Source organism: Curtobacterium sp. MCSS17_016 (genome assembly GCF_003234255.2).
In the GTDB taxonomy this organism is placed as follows: Bacteria; Actinomycetota; Actinomycetes; order Actinomycetales; family Microbacteriaceae; genus Curtobacterium; species Curtobacterium flaccumfaciens.
The window spans coordinates 2,803,017-2,827,434 of the sequence record NZ_CP126254.1; the positions used below are offsets into that span (position 1 = coordinate 2,803,017).

Here is a 24,418-nt window from a genome sequence, read left to right on the forward strand (position 1 = left end):
CCCGCCACCCACCGGGCGCGACGCAGCGCACATGACGCGGGACGGGCCTCCAGGCGCAGTTCCGGGCGATCCTCATGCTCGGGCCGACTACCCTGGCCGGGTGCCGACCCGACCACCCGAACGCCGAGGAACTCGCGCGTGAGCCGCACCGACAGCGCCGGTGTGGTCGCCGCGGGCACGGCCAGCGGTCGACGACGTGTCCTGGACACCGTTGCCTCACTGCCGGCGTGGGCGGCGGTCCTGCTCGTCTGGACGGGCGGCCGGGTCCTGTCGACCCTCTGGCTCGCGCTCGCGTACCCGCTCATCGGTCGTGCACTGCCGGGCAACGCGATCTGGGGCAACGAGCACGGGTTCGGCGCCTTCCTGGTGGCCTGGGACGGGCAGTACTACGAGCAGATCTCGCTGCACGGGTACCCGGACGCGCTGCCGCTCGACGCCGCCGGCAACGTCGCGCAGAACGCCTGGGCCTTCCTGCCGGCGTTCCCCTTCGCGATCCGGGCGCTGACCGCCTCGACCGGGGTGCCGTTCGAACTCGGCGCACCGCTCGTCGCGATCGTCGCCGGACTGCTCGCCACCTACCTGCTGCACCGCCTGGTGCGGGACCGCGCTGGGCACGCCGCCGCGATGTGGGCGGTCTTCTTCTTCAGCTGCGGTCCGCTGTCGTTCCTGCTGCAGGTCGGGTACGCGGAGAGCATGTTCCTCGCGCTGTCGTTCGGGGCGCTGCTCGCGCTGGAGCGTCGGCGCTACGGGCTCCTGACGGCACTCGGCGTCGCCGCGGCCTTCACCCGCCCCGGTGCCCTGGCGATCCCGCTCGTGCTCGGCGTCGTCGCACTCGTGCGGTGGGTCCGTGCACGGCGCGAGACCGGCCGGGTGCTCGAGGGCTTCCCGCTCCGCGAGCAGGTCCGGGTCGTCGCCGCGGGGCTGACCATGGTCCTCGCGGGGCTCGCCTGGCCGGTGATCGCCTCGCACGCCACCGGGACACCGAACGCCTACCTGGAGACCGAGATGTCCTGGTGGGTGAACTTCATCGGCCGCGTGGACTTCGTGCCGCTGACGCCGTGGTTCCTCATCGCGGGCCGCTGGCTCGGCGTGGGCGGGATCCTGATCGTGGTGTTCCTGCTCGTCACGTACCCGATCTGGCTGCTCCGCCGCTCGACGCTGCGGCTCGGGCCCACGACGGTGCTGTACTCGGCCGCGTACGCGCTCTACATCTTCGCGGTGTCGCTGCCGATGGCCTCGACCCCGCGGCTGCTCATGCCGCTCGCGCCGCTGTTCGGGTCGCCCGAGCTGGTCGCGAAGCCCTGGATGCGGTGGACCTTCGTGACGGCCGCGTTGGCCGGGCAGCCGGTCCTGGTCGCGGTGCTGTGGCTGCTCGGCCCTCCGTGAGCGGCTGACGCGCAGCCCTCGCAGGCGACGGCCCGGTGCACGCGCCCCGACATGACGCGACGCCGCCGTCCGGACAGGACGACGGCGTCGCGCGTCACGCGTTGCGCCTCAGAGCTCGACCGTGCCGTGGTCGCCGGTGTCCGGCTGGCTCTGCTTACCGAGCGCCGCCTTGAACATCTGCACCAGGCTGCCGACCGGCCCGGTGTCCTGGGTCCAGTACTCGACTGAGACCCCCTCGACCGTGAGCAGCCGGATCGACGGGTCCTGACGGCCCTCGGGGAACCAGGCCTCGGCGAACGGGGACCACAGCTCGTCGACGACCGAGTCGTCCTGGGTCACGGTCGCGGTCCCGGCGATGGAGAGGTACCCGCCCTGCGACTCGATCGAGACGTTGACGTGCGGGTTCCGCGCGATGTCCTCGACCTTCTCGCTGCCGTCCTGCACCAGGAACCGCAGGGTCCCGTGGAACGTCTTGTCCTGCACCGCGAGGGGCCTGGCGTGCAGGTTCCCGTCCTCGCTCACCGTGGTGAGCAGTGCCGTGTGGGCGCCGTGGACGATGTCCGAGATGGCGGCGCGCTGGTCCGTCTGTGTGTCGGTCATGGTGCTCCTTTGCGTCATGCGCCCCGCTCCGCCGACGTGCGACCGTCGGTGCACGGGGCCGTACCGTTCCGACCAGTGTGCCCCTCCGGCGCTGGACGCGTCAGCCCGGCGCGTCGACGTGGTCCGGTCGCGGTCGGCCTGGAGGCCCGGTGCACGCCCGCCGCGCCGCCCCCGCCCGGCGCGCGCCGGCCTCCGAGCCGTGCATGCGTGTGCAGGAAGCGACACCACACGCGTCGATCGACAGGTGGAACGTCGTTGCATGCACACGCACCGGATGCGTGTGCATCGAGCGACCGGACACGAGTCGATCGACGCGCGGATCGTCGGAACATGCGCACGCACGGAACCGGCGGGCGGCCCCGTGGGCGGGCCAGCCGGCGTCAGGCGGGTTCGCGGATCGTGGTCTCGACGTCGACGACCTGCGGGATCTTCGGCATCGAGGCGAAGCCGAACGCCACGGGCGGGTCGAGCGGTGCCAGGTCCCCGAGGGGCTCCCCCGCCCAGGTCCCCCGCACGCCGGTGACGTCGTGCGCCCCGGTGACGCCGTAGTACTCGCGCCGGCCGTTGCCCGCCGAGCCCGCGGTCCCGGACCCGGGCGCGAGCAGCCGTGCCACGGGGTCGATCGCGGCGAGCCAGCGCGGGTCGCGGGCGATCGGCTTCGGGACGATGCGCAGGATCCGGCCGAGCGGCGAGATGCCGCCGACGTCGATCGAGGCCTGCAGCGCCCCGGCGGACAGCTCGAGCCCGCTGGCGGTGCGGCGGGCGCGGACGTCGACGACCGAGACGGTGTCGAAGCGGTAGGTGCCGGAGACGTACGCGGCGACGATCTCGTCGGGCGCGAGCAGCACGCTGGAGCCGTCGGGGAGTTCGAGGAACACGTCCGTGAACGGCCCGAACGGTGACCGGTCCCACATGCCGACGACGATCCGGACGCCCGAGGTGGTGCCGACGCCCATGATCCGGCCGCGGAACCGGCGTTCGACGACGGAGTCGGAGGCGTGACCAGCAGCGGGACCGGAGGCGTGGTCGGGGCGTGACGACATGCCCTGGACCGTACCCGCGGCCCCCGTGAGCCGATCTCGGCGGCCGCCCCGGGCCTCCCGGCCGTTGCCCGCGCGCCCGTGTCAGACGGAACCTGAACGCAAAACACCGGTGTCCACGCTCCGAACACCCGCGAAGGGTGGTGTGGAGCGCGAACACCGGTGTCTTGCGGACCGAACCGGACCGGACCCCGGACGGGCCCGCGACCGTCAGGCGACGGGGACGGGCTGCGCCAGCAGCTCGCGCACGCGGGGTGCGACCTCGGTGCCGTAGAGCTCGATCGAGCGCATCATGTCGGCGTGCGGCAGGCGACCCGTGGCGTACCGCATGTCGAAGCGCGAGGCGCCGAGGATCCGCATGTTGCGCGCGACCTTCCGGGCGACGGTCTCCGGGGAGCCGACGTAGAGCGAGCCGCCGGCCGACAGGCTCGCGCGGTACCCGGCGACGTCGAGGGGCGGCCAGCCGCGCTCCCGGCCGAGCTGGTCGGTGACGGCCTTGTGGTACGGCCAGTAGCGCTCGGCGGCCTCTTCGTCGGTGGCGGCCACGAAGCCCGGCGAGTGCATCGCGATGGGCTGCTGCGGCAGGTCGAGCTGCGCGAGGGCCTGGCGGTACAGGCGCGAGAACGGGGCGAACTGGGCTGGCTGCCCGCCGATGATGGCGAGGAACAGCGGCAGGCCGTACGACGCGGCACGGATGACCGACTGCGGGGAGCCGCCGACACCGATCCACGTCGGGATGGCGCCGTGCTCGAGCTTCGGGAAGACGTCCTGGTCGACCAGACCCGCACGCTTCGTGCCGGACCAGGTGACGGCGTCGCCGCCGCGCAGGGCCGCCCAGAGCTGGAGCTTCTCCTCGAACAGGACCTCGTAGTCGCTCAGCTCGTAGCCGAACAGCGGGAACGACTCGGTGAAGGAGCCACGACCCAGGATGACCTCGGCGCGGCCGTTCGACAGGGCGTCGACGGTGGCGAAGCGCTCGTACACGCGGACGGGGTCGTCGGAGGACAGCACCGTGACCGCGGAGCCCATCCGGATGCGCTCGGTGCTGGCGGCGATCGCGGCGAGGACGACCTCGGGGGCGCTCACGACGAAGTCGGCTCGGTGGTGCTCCCCGACGCCGATGAAGTCGACGCCGACCTGGTCGGCGAGGACGGCCTGGTCGACGACGTCGCGGATGCTCTGCGCGTCGGACTGCAGGCTGCCGTCGGCGCGCTCGGTGACGTCACCGAAGGTGTCGAGGCCGAGCTGCAGCGGTCCGATCCGGTCGGGTGCGGGCGGCGGGACGTCCGAGGGACGGTCGGTGCCGAATGCGTTGCTCATGGTGTCCTCCTGGTCGCACTTCCATGCGTTTGCATCAACATAGCACGACCCCGGCGCGCGCGCACCGGGGCCCGGGCCGGGCCCGGACCGGGGCCGGCCAGCCCGCACGAGTACGGTCACCCGCATGCCGAACCTCCCCGACCAGACCGGACGCCGCATCGTCGTCACCGGGTCCAACAGCGGCACCGGACAGGAGGCCGCCCTGCGCCTCGCCGGAGCCGGCGCCAGCGTCGTGCTCGCCGTCCGCAGCACCGAGAAGGGCGAGACCGCCGCCGCCGGCATCCGCGCCGCTAACCCCGGAGCCGACGTGGAGGTCCGCGAACTCGACCTCGCCGACCTGGCGAGCGTCCGCCGCTTCGCCAGCGGCATCGTCGACGAGGAACGTCCGATCGACGTCCTGGTCAACAACGCCGGCGTGATGGCGCCGCCGGAGCGCTTCGAGACCGTCGACGGATTCGAGCTGCAGTTCGGCACGAACTTCCTCGGCCCGTTCGCCCTGACGAACCTGCTGCTGCCGTCGCTGCTGCGTGCGCGCACGCCCCTCGCCGACGGTCCCCTGGCCGAGGCACCCCGGGTCGTCACGATGTCGAGCCTCGCCGCGATCCCCGGCCGGATCCGCTTCGCCGACCTGCAGTGGGAGCGCGGCTACAACGGCTGGCGCGCCTACGCGCAGTCGAAGCTCGCCGACCTGCTGCTCGCGCTGCACCTGCACCGCCTGACCGTCGAGGCCGACGTGCCCCTGGTCAGCACCGCCGCCCACCCCGGCTACACCCGGACGAACCTGCAGGCCGCAGGGCGCTCGCTCGGTCGGTCGAAGCCGGTGCGGTCGAGCAACCGCGCCCTGCCGTTCACCCAGGCCGTCGAGCAGGGCACCGAGCCGCTGCTGTACGCCGCGGTCGGGCCGAACGCCGTCGGCGGCGCCTACTACGGGCCCTCGGGTCCGTTCGGCATGACCGGTCCGACCACCACCGTGTCGATCCCCGGGTCCGCGCGGAGCGCCGACCTCGCCCGCTCGCTCTGGGCCGTCGCCGAGGACCTCACCGGGACGCGCCCGCCGCTCTAGCAGAGACGCCGGCGTCTCGCCAAGACGCCGGCGTCTCGCCAAGACGCCGGCGTCTCGCCAGGACGCCTCCAGCTCCACGAGACGCCGCTGAATCCGGAGGCGTCTCGCGCACCTGGCGGCGTCGAACGGGCACGCCGGCGTCTCGCGGGAGGCCCGGGGCGGGCCCGGTGCGTCGCCGGCGTCAGGCGCGGTGCAGCTCCACCGACCCGTCCAGCTTCCCGGGTTCGGTCAGGCGGGCGTGCTGCAGGACGGTGCGCCCCGGCGCGATCGCCGCGGCGACGATCGACAGGGTCGTCATGTGCCCCTCGGCCTCGTGCACGTCGCGGAGGATCGCGTCGGGGTGGTCGCTCGGCAGCGCTGCGGACTCCGCCAGCACGCCGAACCAGCCACCCCAGCCGTCCCCGGCGTCACCACCGGAGTCCACGGCGCGGAGTTCGTCGAACGGGCCGAGCACCGGTGGGCCGGCCGGGGCGTCGACGGCACGGAAGGCCTCGAGCCACCGACCGATGCGCGGCGCCGCGGGGTCGTCGGCCGCACCGTGCGTGACCATGTGGACGCCGGGGCCGAGGTCGGTGGTGCGGACCTGTTCACCGTCCCAGGTCAGCACCGAGGCGCCCTCGGCCGTGGCGCGCACCAGGTTGAAGGCCCGGGTGGTCGGCAGGGTGCCGTCGTGTCCGGGCAGCAGGTCGTCGGCGACGGCGTCCACCGGCACCACGCCGCGGGTCGTCCACGTGCCGTCGACGCTCGTCACGGGTTCGGCGCGGTTGAGCACCACGGCCAGGCCGGCGCGGTCGGACGCGGCGAGCCACGCACCACCGGCGGAGCGGTCACGGACACCACGGAGGTCCGGGTCCCGGTCCGGCCACCAGGCAGCGGGCGGGTCCCACGGGCGCTCGGGCGACTCGTCCCGCAGGGCGAGCACGGTGACGGGCCACGCGGACCCGGGGTCGACGCGGACGACGACGGTGCACATGCCGTCGATCCTCGCACGTGGCCCCGGTAGCGTGAGCCAGGTGAACGCAGCAGCAGAGCGCGCCCTGACCGTCATCGTGGGGATCACCGGGGGCATCGCCGCCTACAAGGCCGTCGGGGTCGTCCGCGACCTCGTCAAGCGCGGCCACGACGTGCACGTCGTCCCGACCGAGGGCGCCCTCCGCTTCGTCGGACTGCCGACGCTCGAGGCCCTCAGCCGCAACCCCGTCACCACGAGCGTGTGGGACGACGTCGCCGAGGTGCGCCACGTCGCGCTCGGTCGCCGCGCCGACCTGGTCGTCATCGCCCCAGCCACCGCCGACTCGTTGGCGCGGATGGCGCACGGCCTGGCGAGCGACCTGCTCGGCACGACGCTGCTCGCGACCGAGGCACCCGTGGTGGTCGCCCCGGCGATGCACCCGCAGATGTGGGAGCACCCCGCGACCCGTGCGAACGTCGCCACGCTGCGTGACCGCGGCGTCCACCTGGTCGGCCCGGTCGTCGGCGCGCTCACCGGCGACGACGCGGGCATCGGTCGGATGGCGGAGCCCGAGGACATCGTCGCCGCAGCGCTCGCCGTGCTCGACCAGCACCCCGCCCCGGCCGGCCGCCGCAGTGCGGACACCGGCACCGCGTCCAGCACCGGAGCCCGTGGTGAACAGGGCGACCTGGCCGGCGTCCGTGTCGTCGTCAGCGCGGGCGGCACCCGCGAGCCCTTCGACCCGGTGCGGTTCGTCGGCAACCGCTCGAGCGGCCGTCAGGGCATCGCGATCGCCGCCGACGCCGTCCGTCGTGGCGCGTCCGTGACCCTCGTCGCCGCGAACGTCGAGGGCTCGCTGACCGCCGGACTGGACGCGACCGTGGTGCCCGTCGGGTCCGCGCTCGAACTCGCCGAGGCCGTGCACGCCGCCGCCACCGAAGCCGACGTCGTCGTGATGACCGCCGCCGTCGCCGACTACCGTCCCGCCGAGGTGCTCACCGAGAAGCTCAAGAAGGACGCCCAGGGCGAGCGCATGACGCTCGAGCTGGTGCGGAACCCGGACGTGCTCGCCGACCTCGTCGCGGCGCGGCGGACCGGGCAGATCATCGTCGGGTTCGCCGCCGAGACCGAGCCCGACCGCGACGCACGGATCGAGCTCGGACGCGCCAAGATCAGCCGGAAGCCGGCGGACCTGCTCGTCGTGAACCACGTCGGCTGGTCGGCCGGCTTCGAGCGCGAGGAGAACGCGATCGAGGTCCTGGTGCCCGGTGGCGAGGTGGTCCGCGAGACCTCCGGCACGAAGGCCGAGGTGGCGACGGCGGTCCTCGACCTCGTCGCGACCGCACTGACGTGAGCAGCGTCTCCGGCTGCTTCCGAGGACGAGCGGGCACGATGGGGCGCATGCGACGACGTGAGCGGATCCGACGTGCCAACCGCACGGCCACCATCCTGGCGGTGGCCCTCGGCGCGGCGGGCACCATGCACTTCCTGCGCCCGACCCACTTCGACCGGATCGTGCCGGAGGCCCTGCCTCCGCGGCTGACCACGCTGGCCTCCGGGGCGGCCGAGCTGGGCATCGCCGCCGGGCTCGCGTTCCCCGCCACCCGCCGTGCCTCGGGCTGGGCGGCGGCTGCGCTGTTCGCGGCGGTGTTCCCGGCGAACCTCAAGATGGCGAACGACCTGCTCGACCATCCCCGCTCGAGCCGGGCGATGCGGCTGATCGGGGTCCTGCGGCTCCCCCTGCAGCTGCCGCTGGTCCTCTGGAGCATGCGCGTCGGTCGGCACGCACCGAAGCCGTGACCCAGCCGTCGTGGACCCGCGCGGCGGTGCCCCTGCTGCACCGCCCGGTCACCCAGCACGCCTGGGAGGACATCGTGTTCGCGCACTGGCGGCACGACCCGGCGTCGCTGCAGCGGCTCGTCCCGCGCGGCACCCGTCCGGACGTGGTCGACGGCAGCGCCTGGGTGGGGCTGTCGGCGTACGTGTTCCGGGAGACCCGGGTGCCACCGTTTCCCTCTGCCGGGCGGCTCGGCACCATGACCGAGGTCACGATCGAGGTGCTCACGGTGGACGACCATGGGCGCCGCGGGGTGACCTACCGCACGGTCGACACCGCGAACGTGCCCGCCATCGTGGCCGCGCACGCACTGCTCGGCGTGCCGTACACGTTCGCGCACGCACGTTCCCGTCGCCGCGGTGACGCGGTGGCGCACCGGTCCGTCCGGCACCCGACCCGCGCGCTGCACCCCGTGCGGTGGGCGCGGTCGCTCCGGCAGGAACGCCCGACCGGTGCGGTGCGGCCGAAGCACGCGGCCTCGGTGCGGGTGACCGCCGGCGAGGTCGTCGACACCCCGCTGGCCGCCGAGCTCACCACCCGCGCCGGCATCCACGCGCGGTACCTGGCGCAGACCCTGTTCTGGCAGCGACAGCACCCGGTGCTCACCACCCGTTCGGCCACGCTCGACCGACTCGAGGGCGACCTGCCCGACGCCGTCGGCATGCCCGGACTGTTCGACCGGGCCCCGGACTCCCTGCTCGTGGTCGACGGCACGACCGTCCGGTACGGCTGGGGCGGGGTCGTCCGGTGACGGACGCACAGCCGCACGCACAGGCCGACGACCCGTTCGACCTCGACCGCTTCGTCCGGGCCCAGCAGGGTGTGTACGACGTCGCGCTCGACGAACTCCGTCGGGGCCGGAAGTCGTCGCACTGGATGTGGTTCGTGTTCCCGCAGCTGGCCGGTCTGGGGCGGAGCGCCACGGCCGTGCGCTTCGCGATCACCGGCGTGGACGAAGCCCGCGCCTACCTGACGCACCCGGTGCTCGGGCCCCGTCTGCTCACTGCGACCGACGTCGCACACGACGCCCCCGCCCGCTCCGCCGACGCCCTGCTCGGGGGCATCGACGCGGTGAAGCTCCGGTCGTCGATGACGCTCTTCGCCCGGATCGCGGCCGACCCGGGGCCGTTCGTCGCCGTGCTCGACCGCTGGTACGACGGCGCCGAGGACCCGGCCACGGTCCGCCTGCTCGGGGAGCGCTGAGGACGCACCGGAGCGCCACCGGTCAGGCCGGCACCGAAACGGGCACCAGCGGCACCTGCACCTGCACCTGCACACAGTGAGCCGACCGCAACGCCGTTGTCATATCAGGTACGGTGATGCGAGCACGTGCGATGTCGACCGTGCCCGTTCGCCCGGCGCCCCGACGCCGCCGCCCCCGAAGGAGAACGCATGCCGGTCCCCCGCAGCGCCCCGACCGAGCACCAGCTGCTCCGTGACACCGTCCGCCACAAGATCCACGACGCGATCATGGACGGCACGCTCCTGCCCGGGGAACGACTGAACGACGACGAGCTCATCTCGTGGCTCGGCGTCTCCCGGACGCCCATCCGCGAGGCCCTGAGCCAGCTGTCCCGCGCCGGCCTGATCGAGATGGCCCCGAACCGGTACACCCGTGTCACCACGCCGGACCCCGCCGAGGTCGTCGAAGCGATGCAGACCCTCGGCGTGCTGTTCGGCGGCGTGGTCCGGCTCGCGGTCCCGCGCCTCGGTTCGGCGAGCCGGAAGAAGATCCTGGCCCAGCTCGACAAGACGATCACCGAGCTCGAGGCCCACGAGGTCGCCGCCGTCAACCACGACGCCCTCGACGTCTTCGCCCTGTACGTCGCCGAGTGCGGCAACGAGAACCTGCAGCGCGTCTGCCGCGACACGATGGACGGCCTGGCGTTCCGGTTGCGCCTGCCGAACCTCGACGAACTGGTCGACTGGGACCGGATGACCGAGGACTTCCGGCGACTCCGGGCGGCGACCGAATCCGGCGACAACGTCACGGCCGAGCTCGCGACCGAGGCGATCCACCAACTGCCGGGCGAGAAGCACTGAGTCCACCTGTACTCCCGTACAGGAAACGCCTGTCTCGCGCACGCGAGGCGGGCGGTCAACGTTCCACGGGCCTCCCGGTCGGCGGCCCGGCCATGCGCGTGACGCTCCCAGTCCCGGGGCCGCGCGGACCGATAGCATCGCTGGCGACCACCTGAACCAGGCACCCGGAGCAGCACATGAACCCCCGCCCGACGGACCGTACCGAGGTCGCCGCACGCCTGGCCGCCGCGGTCGGTCGGATCAACCGACGGGCCCGCACCGACTCGGCCTCGCTCGGGTACGGCATCGTGTCGGCGCTCGCGTCGATCCAGCGGCACGGACCCCTGCGCCCCGGCGACCTGTCGCGGATCGAGGTGGTCACGAAGCCCACGATGACCCGCATCCTGACCGAGCTCGAGCAGCGCGGCTTCATCCAGCGCGAGGCCGACCCGCGCGACGGCCGGGCGTTCATGGTGACGGCCACGCCGGAGGGCATCGAGGCGGTCGAGCAGGCCCGCGCGAACCGCACCGGGATCGTCGCCGAACTCATCGCCGAGCTCGACGAGTCGGACGTCCAAGCGATCGCCGGCGCCCTGGCCGCGCTCGAGCGTGTCGCCCAGGGCGAGCACGCCCAGGAACCTCACACCTTCTAGGCCTCGTAGGACCGTTACCGAACCGTTACCAAGTGGTGGACGGACCGTTCTGCCAGCGTTCCTGGACGCGCTGCCCAGTCTGACCGGTCATGGTGTCGGCTCCGCCTGACCGCGGCCACCCCACGGCTGCTCCCGGCGGACGGACGGGCCCCACACCACCGTCCGGTCCTCACCGGCTCGAGGACTCCTCGTCGTCGCCGACGGTGTCACCGACACCGCCAGCCTCCGGCGTGCCCGTACGACCTCGGTCGCGCGAGCGGGAGTCCCTCCCCCACCGAGCCGCCGACCTGCGGAACCGATGCGACACACCCCTGAGCTCCCCACCACGACGGCCTCGACCCGACGTGAAGCCCTGAACACCCCCACCCGCCGGATGCGTCGGGCCCTGCGGCACCGCGCGACACTGATCGCCGGCGGCGCGGCGGTCCTCGCCGTCGCCGGTGGCGCCCTGACCGTCGGCACGCAGCCCGCCATCGGCGAGGCCCTCGGCATGCCGACCGGCACCCCGAGCGCCTCGGCGACCGCGGAGCCCGCCCTGCGCGGCACCGCGCTCGACCGCGCCCAAGCCGCCGCCACGATCACCACGGCGAAGACCGTCATGCAGACCGCGAACCACAAGGTCGACACCTCGGCGCTCGAACAGCGCGTCGACGCGCTGAGCGACTACCCGGACCTGTCCGGCGCTGCGCTGACGAACCGCATCTCGACGACGGTCGCGTCGACCACGCACGTCGCCCAGGCGAGCGCCACGCAGGACAAGCGGGACGTCGACGCGAAGGCCGCGGCCGCAGCGAAGGCCGCAGCCGAGCGGAAGGCTGCCGCCGAGGCAGTGGAGGCCGCCCGGAAGCTCGCCGCCGGCAACACCGTCGCCGGTGCCAAGGCCACGGCGAGCTCGCTCGCATCGTCGGAGTACGGCTGGGGTGCCGACCAGTTCCAGTGCCTGGACAACCTGTGGACCAAGGAGTCCGGCTGGAACTACCAGGCCGTCAACGCGAACGGCGGCGCGACCGGCATCCCGCAGGCGCTCCCCGGCTCGAAGATGGCCACGATCGCCGCGGACTGGCGCACCAACGCCACCACCCAGATCACCTGGGGCCTGCAGTACATCAGCTCGGCGTACGGCACCCCGTGCGCGGCGTGGGGGCACTCGCAGGCGAACAACTTCTACTGATCGGCGCGGTCGCGACGGCGACCCGCAGACGGACGGGAGGCCCGTGGCGGATCCGCCACGGGCCTCCCGTCCGTTGCGTGGTCGCGGTCAGCCCACCCGCGCGACGCGCACGTCTGCGCGGGTGGGCAACGGACCCGCCCGTCGCGCCGCTCGTCGCGCCTGCTCCTCAGAGTGACCGGCGGAGGACGACGGACGCCTCGGGGGTGTTCACCCGGAACGCGAAGGTCTCCTCGACGTACATCGTGACGTCGACGGCGTCGTGGCCCAGGTAGCCGAGGGCCAGGTCCTCGCCGACGGTGAACACGAAGTCCCCGCCGCGCTGACTGATCAGCAGCGACTCGTCGATGCCGGGCGCTCGCTCGACCTGACCGCCGGTGATGCCCTCGAGCTGCTCACGCAGGGGCGTGCCGGCGTCGTCGGTCTCGACGATGTCCGCCCAGTCACGGGGGCTGCACGCCAGGGCGTACGGCCCGGCGACCCCGACGTCGCGGAGTGCGGCGACCGCAGCGGTGACCGCGGCCCGGAACGACGCCGGCGAGCCGTCGTGCGACTGTTCGGGCTGGGTCGACGCGTGGCCGGCCCCGGTGATGCCGCCCTCCGGCCACCCGCGCAGCGTCGCCCGGTTCTCGTGGGCCGCGAGCCGCAGCACGGCCGCGTCGAGGTCGCCCAGGTCGACGTCGGTGGCGCCGCGGGAGGAGTCCACGAGCTCTTCGAGCGCGACGGTGAAGGTCGCACGGACCTCGCAGAGCGGCAGGACCCGGCGTCGCCGTGCGGTGATGCCGTCGGCGACCCCGCCGGTCACCGCGTCGGTGCGGCCGAGGTCGACCGAGGACCACTGCCAGCCGCGCGGTCCGTCGAAGTCGACGATGCGCCGCGCGGCGAGCGCCGGGACCAGCCGGTCACGGGCCTCGGCGTCGAGCACCGCCCAGGTGTCGTCGCCGAACGGCGCGAGTTCGCGGAGGAGGTGGTTCATGGCGTGTGCCCTTCCGTGCTGCGGAGCGAACCGATGCCGAGACCGGGACCGGTGGCGTCGGGAGCCGCCACCACGGACGGCGACGGTGGTGCCGCGAGCGCGGCGAGGTCCACCAGACGATCGCGTGCGGGTGCGAAGAACGTCGCTCCGGTGATCGCACGTGAGAAGTCGAGCAGCCGGTCGTACGTCCCGGGAGGATCGCCGACGAACATCCGTTCCAGCATCCGTTCGAGCACCCAGAGCTCACCGCTGTAGCCGATGAAGTAGGTGCCGTACTCGCCGCTGCCGGGTCGACCGAAGGGCATGTTGTCGCGGAGGACGTCGTGCTCGACCCCGTCGTCGTCGACGATGGTCGCGAGCGACTTGTGCGACGGCCGGACCTCGGTGGCGCTGTCACGCTCCACGTTGTCCGACTTCGACCGGCCGATGATGCGTTCCTGCGCGTCCGTCCCGAGGGCGTTCCACGCCGCCAGGTCGTGCAGGTACTTCTGGACGACGACGTAGCTGCCACCGGCCCAGTCCGGGTCGTCCGCGCCGACGAGTGCGGAGGCAGCCAGGTCCTGCGCGACCGGGTTCGCCGTGCCGTCCACGAAGCCGAGCAGGTCGCGGGTGTCGAAGTACCGGAAGCCGCTGACCTCGTCGACCACGGTGACGTGGTCCCCGAGCGCGGCGAGCAGCAGGCGTTCGAACTCGAAGCAGACGTCGGTGCGTTCGCCCCGGATGTGGACGAGCAGGTCTCCTCCGGTGGACGGCGCCGAGTGGACCGGCCCGGTCAGTGCGGGGAACGGGTGCAGCGCGTCCGGGCGGGCGTGCGGCGAGAACCGGTCCCACGCCACCGCCCCGATGCCGACGACGCAGGACAGGTGCGCGTCGAGGTCGCGGAACCCGACCGTCTTGAGCAGGCCGTCGAGGTCGCTGAGCACGTCGCGGACGGCATCGAGGTCGTCGTCGTCCGGCCCGACGTCGAGGGTCAGGAACACCGCCGAACGGGACAGCGGTGCGTCGACGCTCTGCGCGTCGATGGGGACGCGGCTGCCGGGTGCGCCGGGCATCAGGGTGCGCCGTGGACGGAGGCCATGGTGTCCGCCTTTCCTCCGCAGCCGTCCTGACGGTGCGGTTCGGTGCCGTGGGGTGTCTCCCGTCGAGCATCGCCACCCGGCACCCCGTCACGCCTGAGTCGGATGACCCGCTCCGCAAGGGGGGATGCCCTCGCGACCACGGGGTGATGTGGTGACCGCGTCGTCGTCGCTAGCGTCCGGAGTAGCCGCCACGGGCCTCCCGGGCGGCGCAGTCGACCGACGATCCAGGAGCGACGATGACGATCAGCATCTCGGACGCACGACCGGCGCACGACGACGGCATCGGGCGAGCGCTGCGATCGCCGTCCGGCGGCACCGATCCCTTCGTGGTCGTCACCGGACCGGACGCGTCCGCCCGGGCGCGGGCGCTCGCGGACGTCGCCGACGCTGCCCGGGCGGACGGGAACACGGTCGTCCGGTGGCGTGCGGTGGGCGGTGACCCCGTCATCGAGGCCGCGTCGCTGGCCCCGTGGCTCGCCCTCGTCCGGGCGCACGACGCCGGGGCGCCGGGGCCCACCCGCAGCGTCGTGCTCGTCGAGGACTTCGACGCGCTCGACGAGGACGCCAGGACCGTGCTGCACGACCTGCTCGCCGCACTGGCGCGGGACCTCGGGACGGTCGTGGTGGTCGCCGTGCGTGAGGGCCGGGCCCTGGCGGGATCGGGCACCCGGCTGCCGTCGGCCGACGTCTCCGTCACGGCCGCCTTCACCGGGGACTTCGGTCTCGTCGACACCGAGGCCGAACGGGCCGTCCGCCGGGGCACCCGACCCGATCCGTCGCTGGTGGCGGCGGTCGAGTTCGTCCGGGCGGTCCGGTCCGGTGACGTGCACGCCGGCAGGCGGACCGTCCTGACCGCGCTCCGGGAGTCCGACCGGGCGGGCACCGACGACGTCCTGGTCGCGACGCTGCACGTGCTCTGCTACCTCGGCGGGCACGACTCCTGGTGGGGCGAGGCGCTGGCGCTGACCGCCGACCGTGACCTCGACCCGGTGCTGCGGCTCGTCGAGGACTGTGTGGACGGATCCGGCCGGACCGAGCACGAGCGTGCCGCGCTGTACCGCGAGGTGCACGCATCCGCTGCCGACACGCAACCGTGGAAGGCCGTGGCACTGCACATCGCGTGGACGCTGCTCGACTCGACGGATCCGCGCCGGGACCACGTGGAGGCCGTGCTCCGACGAGCGGGCGACGCCGGGCTCGTCGGCTACTTCAGCTCGTGCCGTGCCGCCGTGACGCACTACCAGGCCGGGCGGCTCGACGCGGCGCGGGCGGCGTTCGACCACGTGCTCCGAGCGGCCGAGCGCTGGCAGGCCGGGACGCTCGTCGCGCTGACCGAGGCGCTGCAGGCACTGGTGCTCTCGGTGCAGGGCGAGCCGGAGCAGGCGGCGTGGAAGGCCGACCGCGCCGCACGGTGGGCGGCGCAGCACGGCACGCCGCTGGTCGCCCGGGCTGCGGAGCACGCCCGCTCCGCGCTCGACGTCGCGACGGGACGGTTCGAGGAGGCCTACAGCCGCTCGGCGACGCGACCGGGCAGGGCGGAGCGGTGGCTCGAGAGCAGCTACGGACCGATCGAGCTGCTCGACGCGGTGGAGTCGGCTGCGCGGCTCCGCCTGGCCGACCACGGTGCCGCGCTGGTGGCCCGGGCAGAACGGGCGTTCACCGACCAGCCGACCCCGCGCCGCTCCCTGGTGCTGCTCGCCTGCCGAGCGGTCGTCGACGAGACGCACGGTGCCCGCGCCCTCTTCGAGGACGCGCTGGCCAGCGTCGACGGCGACGTCTCGCCGTTCGAGGTGGCCCGCGTCCGCCTGGCCTACGGCGAGTGGTTGCGTCGTGGGATGCACGCACTGGAGGCCCGGGGCCAGTTCCGGATGGCGGCGCGCGCCTTCGAGGTGCTCGGTGCCGGTGACTGGCGGGCCCGCGCGGAACGCGAGCTACGCGCAGCCGGTGCCGCCCGTCCGCTGCCGACGGCGCTGGAGGCGGTCGACCTGAGCGAACAAGAACGCCGTGTGGCGTCGCTCGCCGCTGCCGGGCTGACCAACAAGCAGATCGCCGGGCAGCTGTACCTCTCGCCGCGCACCGTGAGCGGGCACCTGTACCGGCTGTTCCCGAAGCTCGGCGTGACGACGCGCGCCGGACTCCGGGATGCACTCCTGCGACTGGGAGGCGATGCGACGGGCGACGTCCGGACGTGACCCTGTCAGGGACACCCTCGCCGGCCGCTCGCCCCGCGGGCCCCGGATGCCCCGGCCACCACCCGCGACACCCCGGGCGGACGACCCGGGAGCGTCACCGGAACCCGTCGCCGGGGTAACGGCAGGGCCCGTCGCGAGCCCGCGGTCCGTTCGTAGACTCCAGCCACCGACGAGGACTGGTGGCCGCCGTGTTGACGGACGAGGAGTTGCTCCCCCGCGGAGACGAGGTCTCCGTGCCGGTGTCCGCCGTGCCCAGCAACCGGCTGCCGATCCGCGGCCGGAGCATCGAGCAGGCCCTCGTCGCCGATGCCGTGGCCGGTCTGGCACGGGGTGCTGGTGACGTGCTCGTCGTCCGCGGAGCAGCGGGGGTCGGCAAGTCGCGTCTCCTCGAGGACGTCGTCGACCAGGCGACCGCGGCCGGCCTCCGCGTGGCCGTCGGTCGCACGGACCGCGACGCACGCCTGATCACGCTCGCACCGATCATGGACGCGCTCGGCGCCGGGCCCCGGCCGATCTCCGACCGCGTCCGGCTCAGCGCGGTGACGCTGGACCCGGAGGCGCGGTACTGGCTCCTCCAGCAGCTCCAGGACGACCTGGAGCGGGCCGCGGCGTCGGACGGCGTCGTGGTCGTCGTCGACGACCTGCAGTGGTGCGACACGACGACCCTGGCGGTGCTCCGATCGCTGTCGCGCCGGCTCGCCGACGTCCCCGTGCTCTGGGTCGTCGCGGTCCGGACCGAGCACCAGGACCCGCCGGTGACGGCGACCGTCGACGAGCTCGCCGCGACGGGACGGCTCGTCGACCTCGACCCGCTCGACGAGGAAGCCACGGCCGCGATGATCGCCGACCTGGTCGGCGCGACGCCGGACGGCTCGGTCCTGCGTGCGGCGCGCCGGACGGAGCACATCCCGATCCTCGTCGCCGAACTCGTCCGCGGGCTCGTCGACGAAGGCCTGCTGGCGGTCGTGGACGGCGTCGCCACGATGCCGGGCGCTGCACTGCCGGCGAGGTTCGGTGCGTCGATCCGCGAGGGCCTCCGACGCCTGTCGAAGCCCACGCAGCAGCTCGTGCAGGTCGGAGCGACCCTGGGACGCTCGTTCTCGGTGCGGTCGTTGTCTGCGATGCTCGACCAGCCGGTGCAGCGGCTGCTCCCCGGGCTGCAGGAAGCGATCGAGGCGGGGGTGCTCGTCGACGACGGCACGGACCTGTCGTTCCGCCACGACGTCCTCCGCGAGGCGGCGGAGTCGATGATCCCCGCGGCCGTCCGCGACGACCTGCTCCGGCAAGCGGTGGACGAACTCCTGCGGCAGGGTGTCCCACCGGTCTCGATCGCCGCGCGCATCGCCACCGTGGCGCAGCGCGGGGACGTCCGGGCCGCCGAGGTCCTGCGCACGGTGGCGATCGACCTCGCGAGCACGGATCCCACCGAGGCCGGCGCGCTCGCCCTCCGCGCCGCCGACCTCGCGCACGGCACCCCGGCGTTGCCCGGCGTCGTCGTCGACGTCCTGCCGCTGCTCTGGCACAGCGGTCGGACGGCCGAGGCCCGTGCGCTGCTCGACGCCCTGCAGGGCCGCCTCGCCCCGGAGGACGACGCACGCCTGCACCTCACCCTGGCGCGGCTGCAGACCGAGGGCTCGACGCCGGATGCGCTGCGGACGGTCGAGTCCGCGCTGGCCCTGCCCGGCGTGAGCGCCGGCGTGCGGTCGCGTCTGCTCGCCGTCCGCGCGCTGAACCTCGCCCAGGCCGGGCGGCACGCGGACCTCGCGACCGCGCTGCGGGAAGCCCGGGCGACGGTCGACCGCGAGGCGGACCCGGTCGCCGTCGCCACCTTCGAGGCCAGCGCGTCCGTGCTCGCCTTCAACGAGGGCCGGTTCGCGGATGCGACGCAGGCGATCACGTCGGCGATGAGCCGGATCGCTGCCACCGGGGGCTCGTCGAGCACCTGGTTGCCCGAGGGACTCTGGGTGGCGTTCCTCGCGGGTGCACTCGGCGACACCGACCGTGCCGGACGCATCGCCGAGGCGAACGCCATCGAGACCCGTCGCAACCACCTGGCCCGCCCGACGGCTGCCTGGATGATGCTGCGCACGCGGGTGCTCTTCGACCAGGGCCGTCTGGAGGACGCCAAGACGTCGGCCGAGTCGGTCCTCGACCTGGCCGAGGACCTGGAGCTCGGTCAGTTCGCTGCGCTCACGGCCGGGACGGTCCTATTCCGCACGGCGCTGCTGCAGGGCGACCGCTCAGCGGCCGACCGGACGCGGCACTTCGCCGAGGCCCTGCACGCCGATCCGGCCTTCGCACGCTCCGGCTCGTGGCTGCTGGCGCTCGAAGCGGACGCACACGGCGACGCCCGGGCCGCCGTCGACCGCAGCGAGGTGGCGTGGCGGAGCCTGGAGGAACCGATCGCGTCGATGTCGAGCCCGGCCGACTTCGCCGACGACGTCCACCTCGCGCGCATCGCGATCCGTGGGGGCCGACGGGACCGGCTCGAGCGGATCGAACGGGTGGCACGGCTCCGGGCCACGGCGAACCCGGACAACGACCTGTGCGGCGGGACCTGGCTGCACGTGCACGGACTCGTCCACGACTCCGTGGAGCACCTCGGTGCGGCGGTGGAGCGGCTGCGCCGGGTCGACCGCCGGCTCGTGCTGGCCGCGGCGCTCGAGGACCTCGGGAGCGCCCTGCGGCGGCGCTCCGTGCCCGCGGCCGTCGAGGTGTGGCGGGAGGCGACGGAGCTGTTCGACGACGCCGGTGCCCTGCGCGAGGCCGAACGGTCGCGGCGGCACCTGCGGGGCGTCGGCGTGACCGTCCGGGCGGCCACCGCCGACCCCGCTGCGTCGGGCGCCTCGGGACTCCCGGGGCTCACCGCTCGCGAGGCCCAGGTCGTCGAACGGGTCGCCGCCGGCCTGACGACGCAGCAGATCGCGTCCGACCTGTTCATCTCGACCCACACGGTGACGAGCCACGTCCGCCACGTCTACGCGAAGTGGGGCGTGGCCTCCCGCCGGGAGCTCGCGGCGCGGTTCCGGCAGCACCGCTCCGGCTGACCTCCGGTCGGGCAGCGCCGGGCGCACCGGGTCACTCCGGGTCACATCGGGTCACATCGCGGTCGTCGTCGAACCCGGCACCGAGCGCACGAACCGCCAGGTGCGGCGCGGTGGAGAAGCCGAGCTCGATCCGCCCGGAGAACCCCGCGAACCCGGCGAGCGCTCCGGCGCGGGTGCGGGTGGCGTCGAGGAACCCGAGGTGCAGGTCGGCACGGACCCCGCTCGGGCCCGGCGTCCGGAAGCCGACGAGACGCCCCGTCACCGCGCGGTGCACCGTCGTCCCGGTCGTGCCGTCCTCGGTCCGGACCTCGTCGAAGACGCCGTCGACCGAGACCGCCACCGCGAAGTCGCGCGGCGGCAGGACGGCGGCGATCCGGGCCTCCAGGTCGGCAACGGAGGCGACCGACGCGACCGTCACCACCAGGTCGGGCGAGAACGTCGAGACGACCGCGAACGCGACCGGGTCGGCCGTGTCCGCGACCGCTGCGGCGCCGTCCGGCAGCATCCGGAAGCACCGGCGGTCGAACACGACCAGGCCATCGGCGGTGCCGGTGCCGGTACCGGCGAGCGCACCGAGCCCGAGGGTGCCGTGCCGACCGAGGTCCGCGACGGCGACCGGGACGTGGACGGCCGGTCGTCGGTGCCGAGGATCGTCGACGACCTGCTGCGCCCACGTGGCGAGGGTCGTCAAGGACGTGGTCCTGTCATCCGTCGTCTCCCGCACCACGCACTCCTCGTCCGGCCTCGGTTCGACCGTAGGAAGTCCGCCCGCGCGGGACCAGCGCCGTTTGACTCAAGCGCTCCGGTGGGTGCGCGGCGCACGGTTGGACCATGAGTGCACGCGCGAACATGGTCTCCCCGTCCGTCCCCCCGTCCGGCACGGGGTGCGTGGAGTGCGACGCGACGGGCTCGTGGTGGGTGCACCTGCGTCGGTGCGCCGCCTGCGGGCACGTCGGCTGCTGCGACGACTCCCTGAACCGGCACGCCACCGCGCACTTCGCGGTCACCGGGCACGAGGTCATGCAGTCGTTCGAGCCCGGCGAGGGGTGGTTCTGGGACTTCGTCATGCAGGACTTCGTGGACGGACCCCGCCTCGCCGACCCGCAGGCGCACCCGACGACCCAGTCGGTCCCGGGCCCGGCCGACCGACTCCCCCGCGACTGGTCGGAGCAGCTGGCCGAGCGACGCTGACACCGGTCGCGGCCGGTCGCGGCCGGTCGCGGCCTCCCGCGACCGGTCAGGGCAGCCTGCGGTCGGTGTCGAGCGCCTCCGACCGGGCGATCACCTCGTGCATCGTGGTGTGCGACCGCACCTGGTACGACAGGTGTGCCACGGCCAGCACCACCGCCGATCCGACGCCCCACGCGATCGAACCCGGGTCGTCGACACCGAGCTGGTCGACCAGGATGGCGACCCCGGCGCCGGCGACGATCGAGTTCACCACCGCGATCGCGGACGACATCGTGAACAGCAGCCGGTACCACGACGGGGTCCGGCCGATGTCGAGCAGCTCGTTCGCCGCGTGCCGCCCGCGGGGCATCGGGAAGTACGTGTCGGCCTCGGGCAGCAGCCGACCGTAGTAGCGACGGATCCGTTGCATCGCGGCGAGCGCGGCGACGTCCTCGAGCGAGGTCTCGACGAGGCGTTCGTAGGTGAACGCGCCGAGCAGGACGATCACCGGGATGATCGCGCCGAGGAACCCGAGCGCGAAGGGCGTGTGCGCGAGGAACCCGAAGGCGACGAGCGAGCTGGAGAGCGTGGTGAGGTACAGCGAGGAGCGACTGCTCGACTCGCTGACCGTGATGCTCCGCGCGCTCTCGAGGACGAAGTGCTCGGTCATCAGGGCGTTGAAGAAGGCGGTCGGCCGGTCCAGGGAGGTGATCGACTCGGCGGCGGTCGGCAGTGTCGTGTCGGGTTCGTCGGGCATCACGGGACTCCTCGGTCAGTCGCTCGTCGCCAGGTGGCGGTGGACGAAGGTCACGGCCATGGCGCCCTCGCCGACCGCTGCGGCGACGCGCTTGACGGACCCGGCGCGGACGTCCCCGGCGGCGAAGGACCCCGGCACGTTCGTCTCGAGCCAGAAGGGACGCCGCTCGAGCGGCCACTGGTCGAGCGAGCCGTCGACGGCGTCCAGGTCCGGGCCGGTGACCAGGTACCCGAGCCGGTCGCGGACCATGGGCGTCTGTTCGGCCCAGCTCGTGTCCGGTCGTCCGCCGATGCAGATGAACAACCGCGTGGCCGGCAGCGACACCGTGGCCCCGTCGCCGTCGGTCACCTCGATCGACTCGAGTCGGGTGTCCCCGTGCAGCGCCGAGACCCGGCAGCCCGTCCGGACCGTGACGTTCGGCGCGTCCGCGATCCTGGCGCTCAGGTACTCCGACATGGTGGCGGACAGTGACGCTCCCCGGACGAGCATCGTGACGTGCGCCGCGGAACGGGACAGGTTCATCGCCGCCTGGCCAGCCGAGTTCGCCCCGCCGACCACGAAGACCTGTTCGCCGGCGCAGCCGTCGGCCTCGCTCGTCCCGGCACCGTAGTAGACACCGCAGCCGAGCAGCTCCTGCTCGCGCTGCAGCCCGAGCCGACGCCACTCGACACCGGTCGCGCAGATGTTCGCACGGGCGACGACGTGGCCGCCGTCGGCGAGGTCGGCGTGGATGCGGCCGTCGTGGAAGACCCCGCGCACGCCCTCGCGCATCACCAGGAGTTCGGCGCCGAACCGGACGGCCTGTTCCCGGGCGCGCTCGGCGAGGTCCGCTCCGGCGATCCCCTCGGGGAACCCCAGGTAGTTCTCGATGAGGCTGCTCGACCCGGCCTGCCCGCCCACGGCGTCCCGCTCGAGCAGCACGACGTCGAGCCCTTCGGAGGCGGCGTACACGGCCGCGGACAGCCCGGCGGGACCGGCGCCGTAGATGGACAGGTCGTACTCCTGGCGTCGTGGTGCGTGGATCCACCCGAGCCGGTCGGCGACCTCGCGCAGCGTGGGTGCGACCAGTTCCGTGCCGTCGGGGAACACGACGAGCGGGAGCCGCGACGGATCGACCCGGTCGGCGCCCCCGACCCCGTCGACGTCGACCGGGAACCAGTCGAACTGCACCACGGAGCGCGACAGGAAGTCCCGCAGGGCGTAGGAGTCCGCGTCGAACGGCCGTCCGTACACGCGGACGCGACGGGACGGGAGCACGGCGGCGTCGGTCTCCATGGCTCCTCCGGTCAGTGCGACGACGATCGGTGCGGAACTGCTGCCGCTCCCTCACGAGCACGCTACGGACTGCCGGCGCGCTGCACGTGGTCCTGCGAGGGTCTCCTTCGGCACCGGAGGCGGCGTCGGGTCGCGCCGGGCGGGATCAGCGGCGCGCACGGCGGACGGGAGGCCCGTGGCGGCGTCGCCACGGGCCTCCCGTCCGATCGGTGGTCGCGGTCAGCCCACCCGCGCGACGCGCACGTCGACGCGGCTGAGCGCCAGGCCGTGCGCCGCGGCGGTCGCCAGGGCGACGTCGTGGACGGCGCGGGCGACGTCGGGGGCCGGGCGGAAGCCGTCGGTGCCGATGACGACGCGCAGGGCGTCGTCGTCGACGACGATCCGGAGCGGTCCGGTGCTCGTGGCGATGCTGCGGACCGCCTGCACGGCGCTCGCGACCGTCGGGCGGGAGCGGTACAGGTCGGTGACCCCGGGGACCTCGAGGACGGCGGCCTCGATCGTGGCGAGGGTCTCGTCGGTGGTGCTCATCGGGCCTCCTCCGGGTCGGTGCCGGGCTCGTCGGCGCCTGTTTCGTCGGTGCCGGGCTCGGGGTCCGGCAGCAGGTCGCGGACGACGACGTCGATCGCCTCGACGAGCAGGTCGGTCTGCTCGGCCAGGGCACCGGCCACGGCGGTGCGGACCAGCTCGGCGGTCGCGGGGATCGACGGACCGGCGGCGATCGCGATCTCGACGGCGACCCGGATCGGGGACGCGAGTTCGGTGACGTCACCGTCCAGCTGGCAGCGGGCCACCAGGACCCCGGGGACCTCGTCGCCGGTGCGGCGGATGAGGGACCGGATGGCGCCCTCGGTCATCACGGGGCGCTCGGTCTCGGACAGGGGACGGAGCGGGACGTCACGTCCGGAGCGGGACTCGATCGAGATGTTCGCCAGGACGCCGCTGATCCAGGACTCGTCGGCCGGGGCCTCGTCGCGGGCGGCCGCCTCGAGCGAGCGGAGCGATGCGTGGCGGACGCGGATGATCGCGGCCAGGGCGTTCTGGCAGGCGGGCGAGTCGTCGATGCTCGGGTCCGCCGGCTGCATGCCTGCGTCGAGGTAGTCGGCGAGTTCGTCGATCGAGTGGCCGTCGAGGTCACCCGGTTCGAGGGCGTCGAGTGCCTCGGGGCTGTCGGGCAGGTCCGGTCGGATGCCGTCGTGGTCGGTCATCGCCATCCCTCCATGAGTCGGATCATGTTCTTCCTCGCTCGGGACAGCAGTCCCCGGACCGTCGAGGGTGGCAGGTCGAGTTCGGCGGCGATCTCGTCGTACCGGTACTCGAGCACCTCCTTCATGATCCAGCACCGTCGTTGGGCTTCGGGCAGTTCGGCCAGCGCACGTTCGACCGCGTCCTCGCGGGAGCGCGCCTCGGCGACCCGGTCGGGTGCGTCGTCGGCGGGCGCGGCGACCTCGAGCTCGGTGACGTCGTCGTGGATGCGGCGTGCGCGGATCCGGTCGAGGCACTTCCGGCTGAGGATGCGCATCAACCACGACTTCACGCGCGCGAGGTCCTCGAGGGAGTCGAGGCGGTCCCACGCGGTGATGAAGGTCTCCTGCACGACGTCGTCGAGTTCGTCGGTGGAACCGAGGGTCCGACGGGCGTAGGCGCGGAGCAGCGGGGTGTGGCGACGGATCAGGACCTCGAAGGCCCGGACGTCGCCGTCGGACGACCGGCCGGCGAGGACCGCGTCGTCGAGCTCGGCGAGGGACTGGTGGTGCACGCGTTCCTTCTACTGGTGGTGGATGGTGAACGGCTGGGTGCGTCCGTCCACCGTCGTCGGACGGGTACTGGTGGGACGCATCCCGCACCGCGTTCGTCACACACCGAAGGGCGCACACCGGACGG

24 protein-coding genes are annotated in these 24,418 nt (G+C 73.6%); 12 read left to right on the top strand and 12 right to left on the bottom strand.

The genetic code is table 11. The features are described from left to right. Window positions 1-138: 138 nt before the first annotated feature. Window positions 139-1,386, top strand: a complete 1,248-nt coding sequence (locus tag DEJ19_RS13205) for a mannosyltransferase family protein (protein ID WP_111233257.1) — start codon at window positions 139-141, stop codon at window positions 1,384-1,386. 108 nt (window positions 1,387-1,494) lie between these two features. Here the strand turns inward: DEJ19_RS13205 and DEJ19_RS13210 are convergent, their stop codons facing one another. From DEJ19_RS13210 to DEJ19_RS13220, 3 genes are all read right to left on the bottom strand, one after another. Next, window positions 1,495-1,986: a pyridoxamine 5'-phosphate oxidase family protein gene (locus tag DEJ19_RS13210; RefSeq protein ID WP_071405093.1), complete on the bottom strand. Its 492-nt coding sequence runs from the start codon at window positions 1,984-1,986 to the stop codon at window positions 1,495-1,497. Window positions 1,987-2,366: 380 nt separating this feature from the next. Then, a complete protein-coding gene (locus DEJ19_RS13215; RefSeq protein WP_111233256.1) occupies window positions 2,367-3,029 on the bottom strand; it encodes a hypothetical protein in 663 nt (220 codons plus the stop codon). 207 nt (window positions 3,030-3,236) lie between these two features. Beyond that, a complete protein-coding gene (locus DEJ19_RS13220; protein ID WP_111233255.1) occupies window positions 3,237-4,346 on the bottom strand; it encodes an LLM class flavin-dependent oxidoreductase in 1,110 nt (369 codons plus the stop codon). Window positions 4,347-4,470: 124 nt separating this feature from the next. Here DEJ19_RS13220 and DEJ19_RS13225 point away from each other — a divergent pair, with 124 nt between their 5' ends. After that, window positions 4,471-5,409: an SDR family oxidoreductase gene (locus DEJ19_RS13225; protein WP_111100180.1), complete on the top strand. Its 939-nt coding sequence runs from the start codon at window positions 4,471-4,473 to the stop codon at window positions 5,407-5,409. A gap of 181 nt (window positions 5,410-5,590) precedes the next feature. Here the strand turns inward: DEJ19_RS13225 and DEJ19_RS13230 are convergent, their stop codons facing one another. Then, the gene (locus tag DEJ19_RS13230) at window positions 5,591-6,382 is read right to left on the bottom strand and encodes an NRDE family protein (protein ID WP_181441532.1); all 792 of its coding nucleotides are present in this window, start codon (window positions 6,380-6,382) and stop codon (window positions 5,591-5,593) included. A gap of 64 nt (window positions 6,383-6,446) precedes the next feature. On the opposite strand from DEJ19_RS13230, the gene DEJ19_RS13235 reads away from it, so the two are divergent. The 7 genes from DEJ19_RS13235 (at window position 6,447) to DEJ19_RS13265 (ending at window position 12,044) form a co-directional block, all read left to right on the top strand. Further along, entirely contained in the window at window positions 6,447-7,715 is a 1,269-nt protein-coding gene (locus DEJ19_RS13235; RefSeq protein ID WP_111095288.1) for a bifunctional phosphopantothenoylcysteine decarboxylase/phosphopantothenate synthase, read from the top strand. A 47-nt stretch (window positions 7,716-7,762) separates the two neighbouring features. Next, on the top strand, window positions 7,763-8,161 hold the full coding sequence (locus DEJ19_RS13240) for a DoxX family protein (RefSeq protein WP_181441531.1): 399 nt from the start codon (window positions 7,763-7,765) through the stop codon (window positions 8,159-8,161). Next, a complete protein-coding gene (locus tag DEJ19_RS13245; RefSeq protein WP_181441530.1) occupies window positions 8,158-8,949 on the top strand; it encodes a YqjF family protein in 792 nt (263 codons plus the stop codon). The genes DEJ19_RS13240 and DEJ19_RS13245 overlap by 4 nt, the downstream gene beginning before the upstream one ends. Beyond that, window positions 8,946-9,401, top strand: coding sequence for a DUF1810 domain-containing protein (locus DEJ19_RS13250; protein ID WP_111233252.1), 456 nt, complete (start codon window positions 8,946-8,948; stop codon window positions 9,399-9,401). The genes DEJ19_RS13245 and DEJ19_RS13250 overlap by 4 nt, the downstream gene beginning before the upstream one ends. Window positions 9,402-9,590: 189 nt before the next feature. After that, a complete protein-coding gene (locus DEJ19_RS13255) occupies window positions 9,591-10,241 on the top strand; it encodes a GntR family transcriptional regulator (protein ID WP_111233251.1) in 651 nt (216 codons plus the stop codon). Between the two features lie 176 nt (window positions 10,242-10,417). Continuing rightward, complete coding sequence (locus tag DEJ19_RS13260; RefSeq protein WP_027466277.1) at window positions 10,418-10,873, top strand: MarR family winged helix-turn-helix transcriptional regulator; 456 nt, start codon at window positions 10,418-10,420, stop codon at window positions 10,871-10,873. A 298-nt stretch (window positions 10,874-11,171) separates the two neighbouring features. Further along, on the top strand, window positions 11,172-12,044 hold the full coding sequence (locus DEJ19_RS13265; protein WP_111233250.1) for an aggregation-promoting factor C-terminal-like domain-containing protein: 873 nt from the start codon (window positions 11,172-11,174) through the stop codon (window positions 12,042-12,044). A 166-nt stretch (window positions 12,045-12,210) separates the two neighbouring features. On the opposite strand, the gene DEJ19_RS13270 is transcribed toward DEJ19_RS13265, so the two are convergent. Both DEJ19_RS13270 and DEJ19_RS13275 read right to left on the bottom strand, forming a co-directional pair. Beyond that, a complete protein-coding gene (locus DEJ19_RS13270; protein WP_111233249.1) occupies window positions 12,211-13,017 on the bottom strand; it encodes a family 1 encapsulin nanocompartment shell protein in 807 nt (268 codons plus the stop codon). Next, complete coding sequence (locus DEJ19_RS13275; RefSeq protein ID WP_111233248.1) at window positions 13,014-14,069, bottom strand: Dyp-type peroxidase; 1,056 nt, start codon at window positions 14,067-14,069, stop codon at window positions 13,014-13,016. Before DEJ19_RS13275 ends, DEJ19_RS13270 begins: the two co-directional genes overlap by 4 nt. Before the next feature lie 263 nt (window positions 14,070-14,332). Between DEJ19_RS13275 and DEJ19_RS13280 the strand changes: the two genes are divergently transcribed. Together DEJ19_RS13280 and DEJ19_RS13285 are read left to right on the top strand one after the other, a co-directional pair. After that, window positions 14,333-16,288: a LuxR family transcriptional regulator gene (locus DEJ19_RS13280; protein WP_111233247.1), complete on the top strand. Its 1,956-nt coding sequence runs from the start codon at window positions 14,333-14,335 to the stop codon at window positions 16,286-16,288. 179 nt (window positions 16,289-16,467) lie between these two features. Next, the gene (locus tag DEJ19_RS13285) at window positions 16,468-19,335 is read left to right on the top strand and encodes an ATP-binding protein (RefSeq protein ID WP_111233246.1); all 2,868 of its coding nucleotides are present in this window, start codon (window positions 16,468-16,470) and stop codon (window positions 19,333-19,335) included. Window positions 19,336-19,366: 31 nt separating this feature from the next. On the opposite strand, the gene DEJ19_RS13290 is transcribed toward DEJ19_RS13285, so the two are convergent. Next, window positions 19,367-20,026, bottom strand: a complete 660-nt coding sequence (locus DEJ19_RS13290) for an acetolactate decarboxylase (RefSeq protein WP_181441529.1) — start codon at window positions 20,024-20,026, stop codon at window positions 19,367-19,369. A gap of 140 nt (window positions 20,027-20,166) precedes the next feature. On the opposite strand from DEJ19_RS13290, the gene DEJ19_RS13295 reads away from it, so the two are divergent. Beyond that, window positions 20,167-20,526: a UBP-type zinc finger domain-containing protein gene (locus tag DEJ19_RS13295; RefSeq protein ID WP_110863463.1), complete on the top strand. Its 360-nt coding sequence runs from the start codon at window positions 20,167-20,169 to the stop codon at window positions 20,524-20,526. Between the two features lie 46 nt (window positions 20,527-20,572). On the opposite strand, the gene DEJ19_RS13300 is transcribed toward DEJ19_RS13295, so the two are convergent. The 5 genes from DEJ19_RS13300 to DEJ19_RS13320 form a co-directional block, all read right to left on the bottom strand. Next, window positions 20,573-21,262: a hypothetical protein gene (locus tag DEJ19_RS13300; protein ID WP_111233244.1), complete on the bottom strand. Its 690-nt coding sequence runs from the start codon at window positions 21,260-21,262 to the stop codon at window positions 20,573-20,575. 15 nt (window positions 21,263-21,277) lie between these two features. After that, on the bottom strand, window positions 21,278-22,537 hold the full coding sequence (locus tag DEJ19_RS13305) for an NAD(P)/FAD-dependent oxidoreductase (protein ID WP_111233243.1): 1,260 nt from the start codon (window positions 22,535-22,537) through the stop codon (window positions 21,278-21,280). Between the two features lie 219 nt (window positions 22,538-22,756). Next, window positions 22,757-23,065, bottom strand: a complete 309-nt coding sequence (locus DEJ19_RS13310; protein ID WP_111233242.1) for a hypothetical protein — start codon at window positions 23,063-23,065, stop codon at window positions 22,757-22,759. Continuing rightward, entirely contained in the window at window positions 23,062-23,742 is a 681-nt protein-coding gene (locus tag DEJ19_RS13315) for an Asp23/Gls24 family envelope stress response protein (RefSeq protein ID WP_146243432.1), read from the bottom strand. The genes DEJ19_RS13310 and DEJ19_RS13315 overlap by 4 nt, the downstream gene beginning before the upstream one ends. Next, on the bottom strand, window positions 23,739-24,293 hold the full coding sequence (locus DEJ19_RS13320) for an RNA polymerase sigma factor (protein WP_110862500.1): 555 nt from the start codon (window positions 24,291-24,293) through the stop codon (window positions 23,739-23,741). The genes DEJ19_RS13315 and DEJ19_RS13320 overlap by 4 nt, the downstream gene beginning before the upstream one ends. Window positions 24,294-24,418 lie beyond the last annotated feature (125 nt).

What these genes read in the sequence shown, in the direction of transcription:
- DEJ19_RS13230 (WP_181441532.1), bottom strand. Translation starts at nt 6,382, where the DNA reads ATGTGCACCGTCGTCGTCCGCGTCGACCCCGGGTCCGCGTGGCCCGTC.
- DEJ19_RS13210 (WP_071405093.1), bottom strand. Translation starts at nt 1,986, where the DNA reads ATGACCGACACACAGACGGACCAGCGCGCCGCCATCTCGGACATCGTC.
- DEJ19_RS13265 (WP_111233250.1), top strand. Translation starts at nt 11,172, where the DNA reads ATGCGACACACCCCTGAGCTCCCCACCACGACGGCCTCGACCCGACGT.
- DEJ19_RS13315 (WP_146243432.1), bottom strand. Translation starts at nt 23,742, where the DNA reads ATGACCGACCACGACGGCATCCGACCGGACCTGCCCGACAGCCCCGAG.
- DEJ19_RS13295 (WP_110863463.1), top strand. Translation starts at nt 20,167, where the DNA reads ATGAGTGCACGCGCGAACATGGTCTCCCCGTCCGTCCCCCCGTCCGGC.
- DEJ19_RS13215 (WP_111233256.1), bottom strand. Translation starts at nt 3,029, where the DNA reads ATGTCGTCACGCCCCGACCACGCCTCCGGTCCCGCTGCTGGTCACGCC.
- DEJ19_RS13240 (WP_181441531.1), top strand. Translation starts at nt 7,763, where the DNA reads ATGCGACGACGTGAGCGGATCCGACGTGCCAACCGCACGGCCACCATC.
- DEJ19_RS13225 (WP_111100180.1), top strand. Translation starts at nt 4,471, where the DNA reads ATGCCGAACCTCCCCGACCAGACCGGACGCCGCATCGTCGTCACCGGG.
- DEJ19_RS13280 (WP_111233247.1), top strand. Translation starts at nt 14,333, where the DNA reads ATGACGATCAGCATCTCGGACGCACGACCGGCGCACGACGACGGCATC.
- DEJ19_RS13260 (WP_027466277.1), top strand. Translation starts at nt 10,418, where the DNA reads ATGAACCCCCGCCCGACGGACCGTACCGAGGTCGCCGCACGCCTGGCC.
- DEJ19_RS13305 (WP_111233243.1), bottom strand. Translation starts at nt 22,537, where the DNA reads ATGGAGACCGACGCCGCCGTGCTCCCGTCCCGTCGCGTCCGCGTGTAC.
- DEJ19_RS13270 (WP_111233249.1), bottom strand. Translation starts at nt 13,017, where the DNA reads ATGAACCACCTCCTCCGCGAACTCGCGCCGTTCGGCGACGACACCTGG.
- DEJ19_RS13275 (WP_111233248.1), bottom strand. Translation starts at nt 14,069, where the DNA reads ATGCCCGGCGCACCCGGCAGCCGCGTCCCCATCGACGCGCAGAGCGTC.
- DEJ19_RS13255 (WP_111233251.1), top strand. Translation starts at nt 9,591, where the DNA reads ATGCCGGTCCCCCGCAGCGCCCCGACCGAGCACCAGCTGCTCCGTGAC.
- DEJ19_RS13220 (WP_111233255.1), bottom strand. Translation starts at nt 4,346, where the DNA reads ATGAGCAACGCATTCGGCACCGACCGTCCCTCGGACGTCCCGCCGCCC.
- DEJ19_RS13310 (WP_111233242.1), bottom strand. Translation starts at nt 23,065, where the DNA reads ATGAGCACCACCGACGAGACCCTCGCCACGATCGAGGCCGCCGTCCTC.
- DEJ19_RS13300 (WP_111233244.1), bottom strand. Translation starts at nt 21,262, where the DNA reads ATGCCCGACGAACCCGACACGACACTGCCGACCGCCGCCGAGTCGATC.